The organism is Coleofasciculus sp. G2-EDA-02 (genome assembly GCF_040226375.1).
In the GTDB taxonomy this organism is placed as follows: domain Bacteria; phylum Cyanobacteriota; class Cyanobacteriia; order Cyanobacteriales; family Coleofasciculaceae; genus Coleofasciculus.
Genome location: NZ_JAVKEW010000217.1, coordinates 1 through 19,469, shown reverse-complemented (window position 1 = coordinate 19,469; position 19,469 = coordinate 1). Strand labels below are relative to the sequence as shown.

The following is a 19,469-nucleotide window of genomic DNA, read 5'->3' as shown; positions in this document are numbered from 1 at the left end:
AATAGTCCCGTTGCTACAAAATTTATAAAAAAATTCACAGATCCCCAGGTGTAAACGTCTTAGTTGTAGCAGTAATCGTTACAGACGGTATCGCATTTGGTCGGGGCGGGTTTAGTCGCATCTGGGTTAACAAAGAAAGGATAGTCGTCAAACCAGCCCCTACTGCCGTGAAACGTCAGATTCCGATTACGAGGATAGGATGTCCTCATACATCAATCTAACGATGTCACCGCCTGTGGACACGCCAGCAGTGGGAACCCCCCACATCAATTTGTAAAGGTTTGCAACAAAAACTCATTTTTTGCATAAAGAAGACTGTTTACTTATGAGTAATAGCTAGAAAATAGCAGTCAAGGAGGTATTAACACTTATGAACTCTGAGATTAACGGCAAGGTTTGGCAAGATCTGAATAGTAATGGATTCCAGGATAGTTTTGAACCCGGAATCGCCGATTGGGCGGTTTACTTAGACGAGAATCAAAATGGTCAACTTGATGTTGGAGAATACTCAACTCTAACCAATGAATATGGGGAATATACTTTCTTTGGTTTAGAATCAGGCATCTATACAGTTGCCCAAACCGTACTCCCCGGATGGCAACAACTTTCTCCTCACCCGAACAGCAATAAAGAACGGCTGTTTGCGATTTCCAATGATGGATACAATCAGATTGTTGAGTTAAATCCCTTAACCGGTACAGAAATTTATCGATTTACAGCGCCAACTTGGATTGGTGGTAGATTTAACGGCTTGGCGTTTAATGGAACACGATTATTCTTAACCAATGAGTCTAATCAGTTATGGGAACTTGATCCAAATACGGGGGCGGTAATTGATGATTACTGGGTTAACCGGGGCGGTGGCTTTGGCGGTTTAGCTACCTTAGGAAGTAAGGTTTATCTGCTCGATTCTTGGGCGAGTGATATTATCGAATTTGATCCGATTCGTGAAGAAGTTACTAATGTTCTCGATATCGATCAGATTAATCCCGGTGTCTATTTACGGGATGGACTATCGGGGGATAATGGATTAAATGTTTTGTGGGCAACGGATCGAGATCAGCGTCAGGTTTTCCAGATTGATCCAGCCACCGGTCAAGTGATTCAATCCTTTTCCACGGATACCTGGAATAACTATAGAGGTGATTATACAGGTGCAGCCGTCATTGGTGGTGAAATTTATCTGGGCTCTGAATATACCCCAGAACTTAATATTTTCTATCACAATGGTGTCTTACAGCGCACGCTTAACTTACCCTACGATGTGTCTGCCTTGGCGGGTGATGGAATTAAGGGTAGTCTTCCTAGTTTAACGAAGGAATATAATGATACGCTATCTCATGCCGTTGTTAGTGGATTGAGTGAAACGAATCCTATCTTTGCCGATAGTGGTTTAATTGGGGATAATTCCCAGATTGATTCTTGGTTAGATGTCGATCTAATTGCATTTCAACTGGACGAAGGACAACGGGTAACTATTAATGTAGATACCGAAAATATAGGCTCTAAACTCGATCCATTCCTGCGTTTATTTGATGATCAGGGTCAGGAAGTGGTTTATAGTGATCCGTGGAATCAAGACGCCTACATTGACTTTATCGCCTCCTCCACTGGCACTTACTATGTTGGCATTAGCGGCAATAATAATCAGTATTATGACCCGTTAGTTCAGGGCAGTGGGAATGGGTACGACAGTGGGAATAGTACGGGTGGCTATAACCTAAAAATTGCTCTGGATCAAGATAAGGAACTGAATGAACCTAATGATACCATTTACCAGGCGATCGCAACTGGGTTAAGTTCGGCTAATCCGGGTACGTTTAAAGAGACAGGCTTTATTGACGACGATATTAATAACCCGCCTGGGTCGAATAATAACCCACGTCGGTCAGATGTGGACTTCTATAAAGTTCAACTTAATCAGGGTGAATGGGTTCGGATTGATATTGATGCAGAACAGTTTGGCTCTGATCTTGATGCTGAATTGCGATTATTTGACTCCCAGGGTCATCAGGTGTTTTCTAACAGAAATCGGTCAGCACCCGGAGAAACTTACTCGAGTCGAGATCCCTATATTGATTTTATCGCCCCAAGGGATGATACCTATTATATTGGTGTCAGTAATGCCGGCAATTACTATGATCCATTTTTGGGAACAATGGATTATGGTTATGGTTACAGTCGTGGTGGCTACAACCTGGAATTAACGGTGGGAGATGCTCCAGATGAACCAGTTAGCCATGGAGGTGAACGACTGTTTGCTACACCCCTGGATGGGTCAAATCAAATTGTGGAGTTAAATCCGCTGACGGGGGAAGAAATTAACCGTTTTGCGACACCAACGGGGGTAAATGGTAGATTTAGTGGACTTGCCTATAACGGCAAAAGTGTGTTCTTTAGCGATGGTTCAAATAGTCTGTGGGAACTGAATCCAGATACGGGAGAGGTGATAGATTTCGATCGGATTCTTACCGGAAGTAGCCCTATTGATGGTTTGGCTGTCCTGGGAAGTAAGGTGTATCTATTAGATTACCAACGCAAAGACATTATCGAGTTCGACTCAATTAGCGATCAAGTTACAAATATCCTCGATATTGACCGACTCAATCCCACTATAACGAGAGTTGGTGGACTGGGCGCAAGGAAAAATCCCGATCAATTACTGATCACAAATGGAAATGATAAACTCTTCGCGATTGATCCGACGACAGGATTAATTGCCGATACTTTTTTTACGAGAACGACGGATAATACTGGGATTGCTTTTGTTAATGGGGAAATAGTTGTTAATCCTTTCAGGGGAAGTCGAAAGCTGGATGTCCTTGACAACAACGGGAATGTCCAACGTACAATTCCCTTACCCTACGATGTTTCTGCTTTGGGGGGTGATGGGTTTTACTACGGGCTTAACAGTCTCAATGATGAATCCAATGATACGATCGCGCAAGCCGTTTATAGTGGCTTAAGTCGCACGAATCCGGGTACGTTTACGGATATGGGGGTGATTGGCGATAACCCCGCCGTTAATCCGGGTGCAGATGTGGATTTAATTGCGTTTCAGCTTAATCAAGGGCAACGGGTAACCATTGATTTGGATGCCCAGAAGTTTGAGTCGAATTTTGATGCTGCACTACGACTATTTGATTCTAACGGACAGGAAGTGGCATTAAGTATCCATGATTCAGCGCCTGGTGAGTCTGGGATTTGGGAACCCTATATCGAGTTTACAGCCAACCGCAGCGATACCTATTATGTGGGGATTAGTAGCGCGAGTAATACTTATTATGATCCGTTTGTTTTAGGCAGTGGCAGTAGTTACACCAATGGGAATGATACAGGGGTTTATGCTGTAAATATTGCCGTGGAGGATCACCGGGGAGCCAATGAACCCAATGATAGCTTATCTCAGGCGATCGCAACTGGATTGAGTTCCGTAACTCCGGGTGTTTTTACTGATACGGGGATAATTGGTGACAATGGGAATCCCTACAACCCTAATTTTATTCCCGGTTCGGATGTAGACTTCTATAAGGTGGAACTCTCTCGCCGAGAACGGATCACGATTGATATTGATGCCCAGACAGTCGGTTCCAAGTTAGACGCCGAATTACGGTTATTTGATTTCATGGGCAGAGAAGTTGCTTCTAGTAACAATAATTTAGCACCCGGAGAAACAAGGTTTAGTGGAGATCCTTATCTCGACTTTACTGCATCTACTCCGGGTACTTACTATATCGGTGTTAGTAGTCAGGGCAATCGGTACAATCCAGCTATCCCGAATAGTGGTTTTGGTAATAGCAGTGGCGGATACAATATTAAGATTGGAGTTGGTAACTATGGCGAAATTCCTGGTACCCATACGGTTACCCTTCGTAACGGTGAGAGGGTAAGAGACGTTGATTTTATCAACCGTTTGGTTGTACCCCCCAGGATTACGGTAGATGATGTCACCGTTATTGAAGGAGATAATGGCAGCAAATATGCCAACTTTACCGTTAGCCTAGCTGATGCCTACAGTGAGGTGGTTACTGTAGATTACAGTACCTCAGATGAGAGTGCGATCGCAGGTAAAGATTATTTTGCCACCAGCGGAACCCTAGCCTTTTTCCCGGGTGTAACCAGTCAAACCGTCGCGATTCCGATTATCGGGGATACCGACATAGAAACCGATGAAACCTTCATCCTGAATCTCAGCAACCCCAGTCATGGTGCGATCGCGGATAATCAAGGAACAGTTACGATTGAGAATAATGACTTCCCGACTCTCTCAATCGAGAATATCAGCCTCACCGAAGGAAACAGTGGCATCACCACGGCTGAATTTACCGTTAACCTTTCCCAAGCCTTTCACGAAACTGTTACCGTAGACTATAGCACCGCCGATAATAGCGCCACGGCTGCTAGCGATTACACGGCAATTAATGGTACACTAACCTTTGCCCCTGGTCAAACCAGTCAAACGGTAAATGTTGACATTCTGGGGGATACAGCATTTGAGGATGATGAAACCTTCGCCTTGAATCTGAGTAATGCCAATAACGCTACCTTAGATAATACTCAAGGTTTGGCAACAATTGTTAAAGATGATTTCCCCACGGAATTAAACATCACCACCAATGAACTAACCAACAGTTACGCCTTAACCTCCTATGGTGGAAACCAAGATAAAAACCCCCTTGTTAACTTTACCTGGGATGGCAATGAAGTCGGAATTACAGGCAATGGCTGGAAAAAATTAGCCCTCAACGGCACGATTAACAAAGGTACTATCCTGGAATTTGACTTCAAGAGTACAGCCGAAGGTGACATTCAGGGCATTGGCTTTGATACCGATGATAGTCTCAGTTCCAAACAGTTCTTTAAACTCTATGGCACTCAAGGCTGGGGAATTAACACCTTTAATAATTATGCCGATAGCGCTGGCGAATGGAAGTCCTATCGCATTGACGTGGGGAATTTCTTCACGGGGGAAATGGACTACCTTTTCTTTGCCAATGATCATGATGTAAAAAATCCTACCGCATCCAGTCAATTCCGCAATATCAAACTCTATGACCCGGAATTAGCGGTAACGGCGAATGGAATAACCGATACCTACACCCTGGATTCCTATGCTGGGAATCAAGATAAAAGAGCGAAAGTTACCCTTTCTGAGGATAGCCGTGAAGTACAACTTGAGGGAAATGGTTGGAAGAAGTTAGGACTCGATTACACGATTACCGCCGATACAATCTTAGAGTTTGATTTCAAGAGTACAGCCGAAGGAGAAATTCAAGGCATTGGCTTTGATACCGATGATAGTTTCAGTTACAAACAGTTCTTTAAACTCTACGGCACTCAATCCTGGGGCATCAAAGACTTCAATAATTACAGTGATACCCCTGGAGAATGGCAATCCTATCAAATCCGGGTTGGCGATTTCTTTACGGGTCAGATGAATTACTTGGTATTGGGAAATGACCATGATTTGACACTCCTCAGCCTAAAGGCGTGAGGATTCTTCTTTCATCGAGCACTCTTACTATGAAACAGGGGTCCTATTTCATACCAGAGGAGCATCTCTCCAGAAGCGTTTTGCCCCATTGCAGAAGCTAGTTACGATATGCCCTACCGTACTATTGAAAACAAGAAAAAATGTGTTTTCTGGTACTTGGTGCTTAGACTTTTTACCTGTACAAGCCTTTCTGTACAGAACCCTCTAAGCCTAGTTTTCAAGGTGCGATGCCTCTCAGACCCAGGTTTTTATAGAGGTTTAACACCCTTTCCTCTAAGTGAATTTTAACACAAAGTCGTCCTTTAAGGACGAGGCTTTAGACCCAATTTTTCGGTAAAAAATCCCAATGCAGCAAGTCAGTTCCGTAATATTCGAGTGTACGAACAGAATGCAACAGACGAGATTACCGGAACTGATCCGGTTGTCGGAGAGGTAGATACTCTCACCGGAACTGCCAATGTCGATACCTTTATCTTAGGAGATGGGACAGGGGCATTATACGCTGACAATGGGGTGGATGATTACGCCTTGATTATGGATTTTGTGGCAAATCAAGATGTCATTCAACTGGCAGGACATGCCGCTGAATATCAGTTAATGGCAACCTCTGGCAGTTTACCAGAAGGAACTGGAATCTACCAGAATTTGGGAACATCCGATGAATTAATCGGTATTGTTCATAATGTTTCTTCTCTAAGTTTAGAGAGTTCCGCCTTCAGTTTCATTTAGAATAGCAAATCATCTTAAGTTTGTAGTCAGCGCTTTAGCGCTTCTAGCACTAAAGTGCCGACTCTGAACCCAGCCTCTTCAGTTAGACGCTAAAACAGGTTAATATTTTCATACAGGCGTTATTTAAATCACGCCGCCGCGCCGTCAATATTGTTTCCCAATGACCCTTATCCGCGTTCCCCAATCCTGGGAAATTCCCGAAAACCAAATCACCCCCGAAGCCGTTTACTTCAATCGGCGTCGCTTTCTCAAAACCCTAGTCGGTGCGAGTATTCTCCCCATCCTGGGATGTCAATCCGCCGCCGATTCAGAAACCAATCAAGCCCTAGCCGCTACCCTAAATCAACCGACGGTAAAACCTCTTAACACCAATCCCGCATTTGCCAGCGTTGAGCGTCCCATCACCAATGAGTTACTGGCGGGACAATATAATAACTTCTATGAATTTGGCAGTGGCAAATCGATATGGCAAGCGGCGCAAGCTTTACCCACAGATGAGTGGACGGTTGAAGTTACAGGATTGGTGAAAAACCCCCGCACCTACGATTTAGACGATTTACGTAAAAAATTCCCCCTGGAAGAACGCATCTATCGCTTCCGTTGTGTCGAAGCATGGTCAATGGCATTGCCATGGCTGGGATTTCCGATGCGATTATTAATGGCAGATGTTGAACCCACGTCTAAAGCGAAATTTGTTCGATTTACATCTTACGACAATCCTCAAATTAGAATCGGTCCGGCGTGGTCATTTAGTGGTAAACTACCTTGGCCCTACACGGAAGGATTAACGGTAGAGGAAATGGCGAATGATTTGGCATTTTTTGCCCTGGGGATTTATGGTCATTTTCTGCCCAAACAGCATGGGGCACCGATTCGAGAGGTTGTGCCGTGGAAGTATGGGTTTAAGGGGGCTAAGTCTATTGTCAAGATTGAATTTGTTGAGACTCAACCGGCGACATTTTGGAATACGTTAATTCCCTACGAGTACGAGTTTGAGGCAAATGTAGAGCCGGATGTGCCACACCCTCGTTGGTCCCAAGCGACGGAAAAGTTTGTTGGTGCAGGACCTAATTTTTCCTGGGAAAGACGGGAAACGCTTCCCTATAACGGGTATGGGGAATATGTGGCACAGTTGTATGCTTAAATTTAGCTGTCCCTGGCGCTTAGAAAGGGAGGCAGAGCCTCAAGATGAGCATTCCCAGGCTGAGCCTGGGAACGAGGGCAGAGCCTCAAGATGAGCATTCCCAGGCTGAGCCTGGGAACGAGGGCAGAGCCTCAAGATGAGCATTCCCAGGCTGAGCCTGGGAACGAGGGCAGAGCCTCAAGATGAGCATTCCCAGGCTGAGCCTGGGAACGAGGGAGGCTGAGCCTGGGAACGAGGGAGGCTGAGCCTGGGAACGAGGGAGCCGAGGGAAATGACTAATCCCGAATAATTGCTTCACCACGTTGGTAGAGTTCACGGGCATAATCTGTCCAGGTTCCTTGTCCCCAATAGCGAAAACAACTGGTTTCTAGTAACAACGTGTACAATAACGCTTGCTGATAATCACTCCGCTTAGTCACGGAGGGATCTTTCTGCACTAAGGGGTCATATTTCAGATGAAACGCCGCACTAAGTTTATTCATGGGTTCTAATACATTTTCATAGCCTTTAACCCAACTTAAATCATTCGTCCATGATGCCCCATCGACATGGAATTGATGATCCGTGGCTGTCAATTCTGCAATCGCATTTGCTACCGCGTCGGGTGTAATGTTATCCAAATCAACTCGTTGCCAAATTTTATGCTGACCAACGGCTTGACAAGGAGGGTAGTCCTCTGGATTAACACCCCCTGCTTCAAGTAATTCTAAATACTCCGTCCCATTCATTGGCACGACACCTGTTTTTCCGCCCCCTTGGTCGCGGATTTCATGGTAAATGCGAAACAAATCACGGGGATATTCGTTCATCATCACGCCCCCATTTTCCCCATCGGCAATTTGCGTGACTAAGGAGGGAATAGAATGATTGCCAATTGACTGCTTACCCCGCCCCTTTGCCTCAAAATAGGGCTGCATTTGTGCCACTAATTTGGTGTCTGATCCTTGCGTTTTAACCAAAATTGTGATACTAATTGTTTCTCCCTGGGAATTGCGAGCGACTAAACGATTGGGGACATATTTCTGATCCTGTGACAATCCCGAACCATCCAAATTTTCCAGAGAATGTTCCTGCACCATCAACCAGCGATAGCCACAGTCTTTCAGGGCTTTGATGTATTCATACAAACTATCGGGGTGATTGGGTAAATGCATCTCTGGTGGAGAGAAGCCTTTGACTCGCTTTAGTGCATCGTAGCCAAAAATAGCGGCAAAATAATGTTGCCATGCCTGAATATGCAGTTTAATATCTGGAATTGGGGTAGAGGGAACAACCGCATGACTCCACATCGTTCCCAGCCATTCCACATAAGGCTGATAAGCGCGATCGCAGGTAATCCGCTTAAGATTATTCAGGATATCCTCCCGCCCCATTTGCTGGAATCCCCACAACAAATTACCCGAATAGTCCAGCATAATCCGAGGATTGCACCCCTCAGCAACCAGTTGGGGAATAAAATCACCCATACGACGGTAGCAACCAGCGAAGGGTTCGGCATTGTGGTTATCCCCTTCCTGGGGATGTTCAAACATGTATTGAAGATTGCTAATCAATTCACCATTCGCACCCGCCGGAATCGTGGGTTGGTGCATGTGTAAGGCGCAAGCGAATCCTGAAGTGATATCCTCGAGGCGCAGATTAGTTGTGGGCAAAAATACAGGTTCGTCTTGTTGCACCACTGCCCGAATGTTTTCTTCCCACCCACAAATAGTGGGTAATCCTGATTGTAATTCTGCTAAAGCGGGTTGATTCGGGCTTGAGGTTACTGCACTCATGATCCTTTCCTCGATGATTGTGCTATTGCTAGCATACACGAAGGTTTTAAGAAGGCAGAAACACAACAGAGATCAATCTGCTAATTTTTGCGGTGGTATACCGAGGAATTGGCGAATGAGGTTGACTGTCTCCAGCTTTTGCTGTATTGATGTTTCTCCCGATTGGATAAACAAGTGCTTACCCGATTTCAAAATAATCGCGATTTTATAGTGCGCCATCTTATCCTGATTCCAGCTTGTGGATTTCACCTGTATCTGGAAAATATCGCTAAGGGGATACAAGGTAACTTGCGTTTTAAATAATCCCCGCCGTTTGATGAATAGACTGTTTGTATCTTTATCAAAGTGATACGTGAAAACCCTGCCGTAAAAAAGGAGGAATACCAGACTCAAAATTATATTAAATGCGAACAATAAATATAAGCCTAACATATAAATAATCCAAGGGAAGACGAAGCGACCAAGAACCATAAGCAAAGGAACGCTGAACACTAAGCATCCGGAAAGTTTCCAAATAAAATAGGGGCGGTGTCGGAGTTTCAGTTGAGTTGATGTTTTTTCTAAAATAACCATAGTTCATCAGTCCTAATTTAATAATCAAACTGTAGGGGCGCAAGGCTTGCGCCCTTCCATAAATACCTTATTTGATGTAAGTAACCCTAGATTAATTAAGTAGTTTGAGGATTGTTAAATCTATTCCTATCTGGATAAATCGGTTGTCCCCTCACCGCAAGACAGTTCACCATTTTGATAGGTAGGTGTGGTAGGTTTGATTGAACCCGGTGTATCCGCTTCACACAGAATAGCAACTGTCGTTATTTCATCTGATACCGCCTCAGAATTAACGTCAGTTGCGGGAACAGCAAAAACAGCACCGACATAACTCGGAACTTGGTCATGACGAGATATTCCATAGTTAAATGCAGCATTTCCACTGCTGTGAGTTGATAGGAGATAGTTTAGCGTTTCAGTCTGAATACCAAAACCTAGATCAGGAATATTGCTACTAAATTTTTGTTTAGCTAAATAGTAAGCTTGCTGGGCACGATTCATTGAGCCAACATATTATCTTCCTTCTGCTTGTCTAGCTTTATCGCTACAAGAATGATTGAACAATGGGAGAATGAAGATTAGGCTAGACATGATGATCAACATCCATAAGCATCCACAGGCAATCGATGTGTATGTATCATTTTTTTCCATACTATAAATCCTGTTGAGTGTTGATCAAAATCGCGACGGATTGGGATTCAATACCGAGAGTGAGGTTAAAACTTGTCCATAGCAGGAGTGCAACACATAAGAGGAATAGACTCAACCCTAAACTCCTGTAGTAACGCTTATTCATCCGATTCCATTCAACGACTAACTAACAAACTATCTTCCTGAAGAGACGAACGCGATCGCACTCGTTGTCCGGTGTTCATATCTGTTGGCTGAATCAGGAGTTCAAAACCGAATACCAGCAAAATCAGTAGTAAACCAATATAATAATGATGTTCATTCATTGTCCTTCATCCAGACTACCGTCTGGTTCATCTGTGTAAGCTTAGAGCATCTGTACTATGGAAAAACTTGAGACGAGATAAGCGTGTTGGGGATTTATCAATCTGTTTTTGATAATGCATCATTGTTCTCCTTCTCTGAGATGAACCATCTCGCGATCGCGAGATAGGAATCCATAGCCTAATACATCATGTCTATATTTTTGTTGTAATCGGAGGATATAGACAGTAGTGGTTTTGTGTAGAGAGATTCACAAATGTGCATTAGGATGAGGATAATGGATTTGACTCAACATCCTCATTCAACCTGGTGGTTATCGGAGTTTATGACTGAAAACTTTGAGAACTCATCGGCTGACATCTGTAATTCCATCGCCCCTTGCACGGTTTTAGACGGAACAATATCCCGCAATTCTACCCGCGTTACCTTAACTCCCCATGGTGCTGTGGCAATATCCAATTCCCGCAAGAGCATTTCATTCACTTCAGTGCCGACGATTAGGGAAATAATACCCATTGACAGAGGCACAAGTCTGAATTTTTTGCTGAAGGCTTTTGGTAGAAACAATTCTAATAGGCAAAGTACAATGCCGCTCCCTAATCAGAACAGAGATCGATGAGGAATAAAGGCTGACTTTGTCGTCGCTTGTGCCAGAATGGTTTGGGCATCAATGCGATTTACTTCTGCCTGCAATAGCAGTAATGTGAACATTTGACTATTTTCAAATAGAAGACTGATATGCGGCGGCGGATTTTTTTGTTCGGCGAGTTGGTGATCGAGATTTTTCTTGAGTAAGGGAAACTGGGTGGTAATGTCCTGAAGTACGGCATCTTTACATTGATAGTTTGCTGTGCTTAAGGATGATTCTTGGTCACAACGCCAGTAATCAATAGCTAAGTTGTAAGCCTCAGCCGAACCTTGTAAAAGTTTGATAACTTTAGGATTCGTATCATTGGGAAGCTGTTTGACAGAACGATCAACATGTTCTACTAACGGAATCAATTTGTTAATATTGATTCCTCCGTCTGCTTTTGATTGAGTCTCTATTTCCTGCATCACTTCAATCACGGCGATTAGTTTTGGGTTAGGGGGTTGGGATTGTTGGGTGTTGCAGCTAGTTAAATTGAACAAAACTAGGGATAGAATCGGCGCTAAAGCGCAACTACGAACCAGCGCGATCGCGTGATAGTTCAGCATAAACTCACCTTTGATAAAGGACAAATGACGAATGACTAATTCATGGCATTACAATCAATGTATTATCCTAGCGTCGCAAAACATAAACTATTTGGTTGGGTGCGTGTGTTCATCTAGCTTTTCACCGGAAGCATAGTGGCGTGGCACAGCTAATTGGGTGGATTATAATTGTAGGGGCGCCTCGTCTTGCGCCCAATTCAATGGTAAAATCTCTTCCATCATTTTAGCTGTGTCACACCCGTCGGTATTCAAACAGGTTGGCGGCGCAGAAATAGCAGCAGGTTGTTACTAATTTTCTCAGACCAATGGTCTTGGGGATAATGTCCCGCTTCTTCTAGCTGTACCAGTTCCACATTCTTGAGCATTTTGGCAAATTCTTGGACTTGGACAAAGGGAAGCCAGGGATCTTTGATTCCCCATAAAATTAAGGTGGGTTGATTCCAGTTGCGAAACCCAGCTTCAATTTCTGCCATGGACGGTTTAAGTTGCAGGTTCTTAACCGTCATCAGCAGACTACGCCCTGCGTCAGAACTGGTGAGAAAGGGACGGCGATATACATCTAAATCTTTATCTGACACTCGATAGCGGCTACCCCCTTCTAAGGTGCGATCGACCAACAAGGGGTCTTGGGTCAACATATCACCGATAAAGGGTAACCCCAATTGCTTGATCTTCCAAGGTAACTGAGTCGCAGATGAGACAGGGGTGTTGAGAATGGCTAAGCGTTCAACCTGATCGGGGTAACGTAAGGCGTATTGCAGTCCCACTGAACCGAGAAACCCTTGGACAACCAGGTAAAATCGCTCGATTTGCAGATGTTGGATAAATTCGGCTAGGGCTTTAATAAAAGCATCTGGCGTATAGGCAAACTCTCGACGATCAGGTTTAGCTGATAAACCAGCACCAATCCAGTCTGGCGCGATCGCACGGAATCCTTTCTCGGCTAAATCGGGCATCAGCGCTGACCATGAGTAACTCTGGGATGGCAAACCATGAAGCAGCAGTAGAGGGGGTTTTGTACTGGGATTAACCGGGCTTGCTTCCCGATAAAACCACTGTAGCGACCCGACCTGAATTGAATTTTCCTGAATGGACACGCTTTTTTTCCTACACCTTGACCGTGCTTTGAGCTTACCGCCCTGTAGACCTTTGAGCAAGTTTTACCCCTAATTTCCCATCTCCGGGAATTGTCAACGAATCACAACATATCCCCGGTCTGCTAAACAGATAGCCAACTTGACTCGCTAATTGTAATAAATAATTAAGCAACCTGGTAAATAAACGTTAACCCTAGGAGGTTTAGTAATGAATGCCGCTGAACAAGCCACTGGTTTAGAGGTAACGACCAAAATTGCTGCGATTGTCAACTTATTTAAGTCACAGTTCCCTGATGCCAAGGCGGACTTGAACCCTTGGCAAAATGACCCAGATACTCGCAATCTGGTTGATCCCGACTCAATAGATATCGGTTTTCACTTTCCTGGATGGAGTAGAAAATTACAAAGCCGCAGTATTTTACTACAAATTCGGTTTTATCAAGATCCCTTAGACAAGTCTCATCGATTGATCGGTTTAGATGCCGCAGGATTTAATCATCAAGGAGAAGCTTGGCGACTTTCGACAGTTGAGAATTGGCAATGTGTCGGTAATTATCAGCCCGCGCCAGAGGTGAATGACAAGCTTAAACTCTTCTGCAGACAAGTCTTTGAGTTATTCAACTAATGAAATCGGGTGTCGGGTGGAAAAACGGCTGGAAACCCAACACCATCGGACACAAACCGTAGGGGCACGACATCTCGTACCCCCATGGTGGTTGAAATTAGCCAACAAATGCCATACGCGGATCAGATACACCTGCGGATTCATTTCCCTTCAGGTATGCGAGCATCGTATCGGCATCGGAGACTTCAAAGGGATCATCTGGGCAGTTGTCAACGATACCAGGTTCTGCAAAGAATTTTTCAATCTTGCCGTCGTTCACCAGCATCGAATAGCGCCAAGAACGCATCCCGAAACCGAGATTCGACTTATCGACTAGCATTCCCATCTTGCGGGTAAAGTCACCATTGCCATCCGGTAGCAATAACACATTCTTAGCGCCTTGCTGTTTACCCCACTGGAACATGACAAAGGCATCATTCACCGACAGGCAAATGATTTCATCAATACCCTGTGCTTTGAACTCGTCATAGAGTTCCTCATAGCGGGGTAGGTGGTTGGACGAACAGGTGGGTGTAAATGCACCCGGTAACGAAAACACGACAACTTTTTTGCCACCAAAGATTTCCTGGGTTGTCCGATCTTGCCAACGATAGGGATTCGGACCACCTACAGACTCATCACGCACGCGAGTCTTGAAAACAACGTCGGGTACATGCTCGATAACTCCCATATTTACCTCGTTTTACAGACGACTAGATTTTTGTTTGCTTTAGCTATATCTAACTATAAATCAGAATAATTCTTATTTAAGAATGTGTCAATAGTTATAATTACTTACTTTTTAGCTTAACTGCTAGACAACTATAACTCCTACAAAAGAGTGTTATAATTAAGGAACTGCTTATGAAAACGGTTAATGCCATGCAGAAGCAAGCAGAAGACGTCGTTAAACTATTGAAATCTAAGGGGTTGCGGGTTACCCCCCAGCGATTTTCTGTCTATGCCAATCTGCTGACTCGTTATGATCACCCGACAGCAGATCAAATCCTCAGTGATCTCAATCGCCATGGACCTACGTCCTCCCAAGCCACTGTATATAGTGCGCTACAAGCACTCCGGGAAGTGGGACTGGTGCGGGAAGTTTTATTAGAAGAGGGCATCTGTCGTTACGATGCAAATGTCGCTCGCCACCATCATTTTCGTTGTCGCTGTTGCGGTACGATTCAGGATATTCCTTGGGATACATTTGAGCCCCTTGACTTGAACCGCCTACCTTCTAGTATGCAAGGTGAAAGCTATGAGGTGACGGTGTATGGGGTCTGTGATCACTGTCAATAACTAACACGTAAATAACCGGAGCTTGGTAGCCCCGATCTTTTAAGTCGGGGCTCTAAAGCGACATTGCGGCTTGAGCCGCCGTATTTCCTTCTAATGTCGGGCATGATGTGGGTCATTGATGTACGCCATCACATGAGATGTACTGACTTTTCCAGATGTGTCATAGAAATAGCTTCTAGTCCAAAGGGAGGGAAGTTTTTTGAGGTGTGGAAACTCATCTCTCAAGAGTTTAGAGCTGCGTCCCTTAAAAGCCCTGACAACTTCACAGATGGGTGTTTGTTCGTCATACTCAACAAGTAAGTGAACATGGTCTGGTGCAATTTCCTTAGCCTTGATCATCCATTTTTTGTCATTAGCAACTGAATCTAGGATTGCAGATAGTCGAGTTTTTACGTCTCCTATCAAAACCGATTTTCTACGCTTAGGTATCCAAACAAGGTGAACCGTAGCTAATCCAACAGAATGGTTGCTGTGTCTATATCCTATAGAATCTTTTCTCATTTTTTGGTTGACAGGTTGACAGGTATCTACCAAGTAAGCTAGCATTAGAACTACAGACAGTCAATTGTTTATCAACAAAAAAGAGGTGAATTTATTGTTCGGATGTCAGCAGATTCTAATCAAATCAGACAAAGACACTCAGGCAATTCTTGAGTATCTTTGTTCTGAGTCAAACAACCTGTATAACTGCGCCGTGTACTATGCGCGTCAGATTTGGTTTAAAACCGGAAAAATTGTTAGTGGTTTCGACCTCACGGCTGAAATGAAAACAAATCGTCATTTTAATGCGGGATACGCAAGTTCAATGCAGCAAACTTGCATTAATGTTGGTGAAGCGTTTAAGTCGTTTAAGGGGCTGTTAGCTAAAGCCAAGAAGGGAGAATTAGAACAAAAACCAAAGCCACCAAAATACCGAAAATCAGGAGGGTTGTTCACAGTTACTTATCCAAAACGATGGCTCAAGTTGAGTGATGGAATGATTCGATTCCCTCTGGGCAATCAGGTAAAAGCATGGTTTGGAATCAGTGAATTCTTTCTGCCAATGCCATCTAACCTCGACTGGAAGGCAATTAGAGAGATTCGGATTCTTCCGAAAAATGGTGCATTTTATGCTGAATTTGTCTATCCAATGCAGGCTAAATCTTATCAGTTAGACCCAAGAAAAGCACTTGGATTAGACTTTGGTCTATCTGATGCAAGAATCTGCGCCTATGAAAGAGCGCAGAATGTCAAAACCACAAAATCCGCCGTGTCCTCTGTGCCTCTGTGGTGCTTCCTCATTCACTCTTTTTCCTGCAAAAACTCCTGTAAATCCCTCTGCACCTGCTGATACAATTGCGGCGACTCTCCCTTCCACCCAATTAAACTATATAATTTCACTGTCCCCGACCGCCCTCGCACCTCTTCTTCCCCCACTGGGATCACCTCAACCTCATCTTTAACAACCTGATAAAGAGAATCGGTAATTAAAATATCTGTGCCAAATTTTTTCGTCAAACCCTCCACCCGACTCGCCACATTCACCGCATCACCAATCACCGCATATTCTCGACGACGCTGAGAACCAATATCCCCGGCAATCAATTCTCCATAATTAATCCCAATCCCATTAAATAAAGGGATTCGTTCTTCCTGACGCCATTCCTCACGCAACTGATGCAAGGCTTTTCGCATCCCTAATGCCGCACGAATCGCATTCATCGCATCGGTTTTTTCCCCCTCCGATACCGGACAACCAAATTCTGCCATTACCGCATCTCCAATAAACTTATCCACCGTACCCCCAGCATCTAAAATGACCTCAACCATGTCATTGAGATACCGATTAAGTTGTCGCACTAATCGTACCGGTGAGATTTGGGAGGAGAGGGTGGTAAAACCGCGAATATCGGAGAATAAAATAGCGGCTTTTAATTTGCGTCCTTTGAGCAATTCCTGATAATCATCGTGCTGCTTGAGAATTTCCTGGACAACGGGTGCGGCGACATAACGCTCTAATGTACTGCGGAAGCGGCGTTTTTGAATTTGGTCACTAATAAAGAGTGTGGTAAAGTACGAGAAAGTATTTAGAGTAATCGCGATGCGGTCAACGATTGATCATCGACCGCCAAGATCACAATATCATCAGGAGGTGTAATCGGTCTACGTAATTCAATAAACCACTTTAGGTATTGTCAATATTCCTCAAGCTCTTACAAATGACCAATGACCAATGATAAACTATTTCTCTGACGCTCCAGTTGCCACACCTTGCACTACTAAAACTGAGCAGGGAACATGATGGAGAACATGATTGCTGACACTGCCTAAAAGCACTTCAGTTAAACCCCGACGACCTCGACGACCAATGACAACTAAGTCAGCCTCCCAACTGTTTACAAGGTCTCGAATTGCACTCCCTGCATCTCCAATTTTGCACGTCCATTCTGTTGCCACTCCTTTGTCTGTTGCCTTTTTACAATAGTCAGCTAGCCATTTCTGAGTTTCATCACTTTCCTTTTTCAATTTGTCTTGCATACGACGTGAGAAGTCAATCAATTCTCTACCAAACATATCTCCATAAAAACCCACGCCTTGGTTTTCTATAGGTAAGCAATGAAAGAGCATCAACGCTGCATTGTCTTGTTTGGCTATATCTAAGGCTTGGCTAAAGACACCCTCCGTTTGAGAGGAATGGTCAAGCGCTACTAATATTCTTTTATAGGTCATCAGTTTTACTTCCTAATTTTTAATAGAACAGGGAACAGGGAAAGAGTTTTTATTTTTGAGTTTTAAGGGGTTTAGGGGCGGGTTTACTATTATCGTTTTTTGTCACCTTAATGATATTAAACCCGCCCTGAGTGTTCCAGATGTAGCATGTTACCTCTGGAACACCCCATCTCCCTCATCTTCCCTACCTCTCTCATCTCCCCCTCTTCCCCGATGATTAATTCAACCGGCGAACAAATTTCTCCAATCGCTCCATACCCTTTTCAATAGTTGGCATATCAGTAGCATAAGACAGACGGATACAGTTATCGACACCAAAGGCAATACCAGGAACTGTCGCCACTTTCTCAGCTTCTAAAAGGGTGTTACAAAACTCCAGGGATTTAAGTCCAGTTTTGCTGATATCGGCAAATACATAGAACGCCCCATTGGGTTTAGGGCAACTAATTCCTGGAATGCTATTGAGGCGTTCGTAAATGACTTGTCGGCGTTTAGCAAAAGCAAGGCGCATTTGTTCTACACAATCTTGGGAATTTTCCAGGGCTGCGATCGCGCCATACTGGGAAAAGGTACAAACATTAGAGGTACTGTGGCTTTGAATCGTGGTAACTGCCTTAATTAAATCCACAGCACCCGCTAAATACCCCACACGCCAACCTGTCATCGAGTAGGCTTTGGCAAACCCATTACTGGTAATTGTGCGCTCAAAGATATCTGATCCAATAGCACCAATACTCAAATGTTGAGCGCCATCGTAAAGAATCTTTTCATAAATTTCATCCGAGACGACTAAAATATCCCGTTCTACAATCACTTGGGCGAGGGATTTGAGTTCTTCTGGGGTATACACCATCCCGGTGGGATTAGAGGGAGAATTAAGCACAAACAGCTTGGTTTGCGGGGTAATCGTCGCCTGGAGTTGCTCTGTGGTGATTTTATAACCCCTTGACGCATCCGTTTGCACAATAATCGGCGTACCCCCTGCCAGTTTGACCATTTCCGGATAAGAAAGCCAATAGGGGGCGGGAATAATCACTTCATCCCCAGGTTCAATCAGCGCTTGCATTAAACCAAATAGGGAATGTTTACCGCCATTGGTGACAATGATATTGTCCGGCTGGTACTCTAACCCATTATCTTGGCGCAGTTTATTCGCTATTGCTTGGCGTAACTTCGGTTCCCCAGCGGCGGGTCCATATTTGGTTTTCCCGTCATCCAAAGCTTGTTTCGCCGCCGCCTTAATATGAGCCGGGGTATCAAAATCGGGTTCCCCGGCGCTGAAACTGCACACATCCAAGCCATCGACTTTCATCGCTTTGGCTTTGGCGGAAATAGCGAGGGTGAGAGAGGGAGAGACTTGACCAACTCGTGCTGCTAACTGCATTTTTACTCAACTTAAACAACTAGACGGTGTTTGAAAAGCACCTGAGAAGCTAGGGTAAGGGCAGGTTTGGATTTTAGGCGAAAGGTTCAAGGCATGATAGCGATGTCTCAACCTGCCCCTCCTCTGTGCAGACACCTTTTTCAACACGCTCTCTTGGAAATATACTACTTCAACTACCCCAACTTACTCAGCTTCGCCTTGAGGCGTCGCTTCGCGCTCAGTTGGGGATTGCATCTGTCGTCCACCTCAACTGCGAGTACCTGGAGAGGCGCTCGCCTTTGGTTTCATCCGACGACGCATCAGGGACGGCTGAAAAACGCCCCGTACTCTCCCAGTCTTGCCGAGAGAGCAACACTCTAAGCGCAACATTCCTGGCACCAACTCTCATCAGCATGGAGAGTATAACTGCATTGCTGGCATACAAAAGTTAAACCCTTGTTGGGTCTATTTTCTTTAGATGTATGACCGCAGCACGGACAAGCCACAGAAGTGTAATGAGCATCTACTTTGAAAGCCAAACTACCAGACAAC

At 44.4% G+C, this 19,469-nt stretch carries 17 protein-coding genes and 2 pseudogenes; 6 read left to right on the top strand and 13 right to left on the bottom strand.

The window, feature by feature from the left end:
• Window positions 1-370 precede the first annotated feature (370 nt).
• The 3 genes from RLO19_RS25490 to msrP all read left to right on the top strand — a co-directional run bounded on the left by RLO19_RS25490 (window position 371) and on the right by msrP (window position 7,367).
• Window positions 371-5,494, top strand: coding sequence for a Calx-beta domain-containing protein (locus tag RLO19_RS25490; RefSeq protein ID WP_446360195.1), 5,124 nt, complete (start codon window positions 371-373; stop codon window positions 5,492-5,494).
• Window positions 5,495-5,869: 375 nt separating this feature from the next.
• Window positions 5,870-6,223 (top strand): hypothetical protein, encoded by a 354-nt coding sequence (locus tag RLO19_RS25485; protein ID WP_446360194.1) that lies wholly within the window; start codon window positions 5,870-5,872, stop codon window positions 6,221-6,223.
• A 160-nt stretch (window positions 6,224-6,383) separates the two neighbouring features.
• Entirely contained in the window at window positions 6,384-7,367 is a 984-nt protein-coding gene (gene msrP / locus RLO19_RS25480) for a protein-methionine-sulfoxide reductase catalytic subunit MsrP (RefSeq protein ID WP_446360193.1), read from the top strand.
• Window positions 7,368-7,642: 275 nt separating this feature from the next.
• On the opposite strand, the gene RLO19_RS25475 is transcribed toward msrP, so the two are convergent.
• From RLO19_RS25475 to RLO19_RS25445, 7 genes and pseudogenes are all read right to left on the bottom strand, one after another.
• Complete coding sequence (locus RLO19_RS25475) at window positions 7,643-9,142, bottom strand: glycosyl hydrolase family 57 (protein ID WP_446360192.1); 1,500 nt, start codon at window positions 9,140-9,142, stop codon at window positions 7,643-7,645.
• Between the two features lie 72 nt (window positions 9,143-9,214).
• Complete coding sequence (locus tag RLO19_RS25470; protein WP_446360191.1) at window positions 9,215-9,715, bottom strand: hypothetical protein; 501 nt, start codon at window positions 9,713-9,715, stop codon at window positions 9,215-9,217.
• Window positions 9,716-9,841: 126 nt separating this feature from the next.
• Window positions 9,842-10,195: a type IV pilin-like G/H family protein gene (locus RLO19_RS25465; RefSeq protein ID WP_446360190.1), complete on the bottom strand. Its 354-nt coding sequence runs from the start codon at window positions 10,193-10,195 to the stop codon at window positions 9,842-9,844.
• A gap of 305 nt (window positions 10,196-10,500) precedes the next feature.
• Entirely contained in the window at window positions 10,501-10,650 is a 150-nt protein-coding gene (locus RLO19_RS25460) for a hypothetical protein (RefSeq protein ID WP_446360189.1), read from the bottom strand.
• Between the two features lie 304 nt (window positions 10,651-10,954).
• Window positions 10,955-11,137 (bottom strand): annotated as a pseudogene (locus tag RLO19_RS25455) (SPFH domain-containing protein); the annotation flags it as partial.
• A 111-nt stretch (window positions 11,138-11,248) separates the two neighbouring features.
• Window positions 11,249-11,845, bottom strand: a complete 597-nt coding sequence (locus tag RLO19_RS25450; protein ID WP_446360188.1) for a hypothetical protein — start codon at window positions 11,843-11,845, stop codon at window positions 11,249-11,251.
• Window positions 11,846-12,093: 248 nt separating this feature from the next.
• Window positions 12,094-12,942: an alpha/beta fold hydrolase gene (locus RLO19_RS25445; RefSeq protein WP_446360187.1), complete on the bottom strand. Its 849-nt coding sequence runs from the start codon at window positions 12,940-12,942 to the stop codon at window positions 12,094-12,096.
• A 208-nt stretch (window positions 12,943-13,150) separates the two neighbouring features.
• Between RLO19_RS25445 and RLO19_RS25440 the strand changes: the two genes are divergently transcribed.
• Window positions 13,151-13,567, top strand: coding sequence for a hypothetical protein (locus RLO19_RS25440; protein ID WP_446360186.1), 417 nt, complete (start codon window positions 13,151-13,153; stop codon window positions 13,565-13,567).
• 97 nt (window positions 13,568-13,664) lie between these two features.
• Here RLO19_RS25440 and RLO19_RS25435 read toward each other — a convergent pair whose 3' ends face one another.
• Window positions 13,665-14,237 (bottom strand): redoxin family protein, encoded by a 573-nt coding sequence (locus RLO19_RS25435; protein WP_446360185.1) that lies wholly within the window; start codon window positions 14,235-14,237, stop codon window positions 13,665-13,667.
• Window positions 14,238-14,428: 191 nt separating this feature from the next.
• Here RLO19_RS25435 and RLO19_RS25430 point away from each other — a divergent pair, with 191 nt between their 5' ends.
• Window positions 14,429-14,845, top strand: coding sequence for a Fur family transcriptional regulator (locus RLO19_RS25430; protein ID WP_446360210.1), 417 nt, complete (start codon window positions 14,429-14,431; stop codon window positions 14,843-14,845).
• Between the two features lie 90 nt (window positions 14,846-14,935).
• Here the strand turns inward: RLO19_RS25430 and tnpA are convergent, their stop codons facing one another.
• Window positions 14,936-15,346, bottom strand: a complete 411-nt coding sequence (tnpA, locus tag RLO19_RS25425) for an IS200/IS605 family transposase (protein WP_446360184.1) — start codon at window positions 15,344-15,346, stop codon at window positions 14,936-14,938.
• 64 nt (window positions 15,347-15,410) lie between these two features.
• Between tnpA and RLO19_RS25420 the strand changes: the two genes are divergently transcribed.
• Window positions 15,411-16,175: an RNA-guided endonuclease InsQ/TnpB family protein gene (locus tag RLO19_RS25420; RefSeq protein WP_446360183.1), complete on the top strand. Its 765-nt coding sequence runs from the start codon at window positions 15,411-15,413 to the stop codon at window positions 16,173-16,175.
• Here the strand turns inward: RLO19_RS25420 and RLO19_RS25415 are convergent.
• The 4 genes and pseudogenes from RLO19_RS25415 to RLO19_RS25400 form a co-directional block, all read right to left on the bottom strand.
• Entirely contained in the window at window positions 16,127-16,777 is a 651-nt protein-coding gene (locus tag RLO19_RS25415; RefSeq protein WP_446360182.1) for an adenylate/guanylate cyclase domain-containing protein, read from the bottom strand. The genes RLO19_RS25420 and RLO19_RS25415 overlap by 49 nt on opposite strands.
• 288 nt (window positions 16,778-17,065) lie before the next feature.
• The gene (locus RLO19_RS25410; RefSeq protein ID WP_446360181.1) at window positions 17,066-17,554 is read right to left on the bottom strand and encodes a universal stress protein; all 489 of its coding nucleotides are present in this window, start codon (window positions 17,552-17,554) and stop codon (window positions 17,066-17,068) included.
• Window positions 17,555-17,771: 217 nt separating this feature from the next.
• The gene (locus RLO19_RS25405) at window positions 17,772-18,938 is read right to left on the bottom strand and encodes a pyridoxal phosphate-dependent aminotransferase (protein ID WP_446360180.1); all 1,167 of its coding nucleotides are present in this window, start codon (window positions 18,936-18,938) and stop codon (window positions 17,772-17,774) included.
• 217 nt (window positions 18,939-19,155) lie between these two features.
• Window positions 19,156-19,469: pseudogene (locus tag RLO19_RS25400) on the bottom strand (zinc ribbon domain-containing protein); the annotation flags it as partial.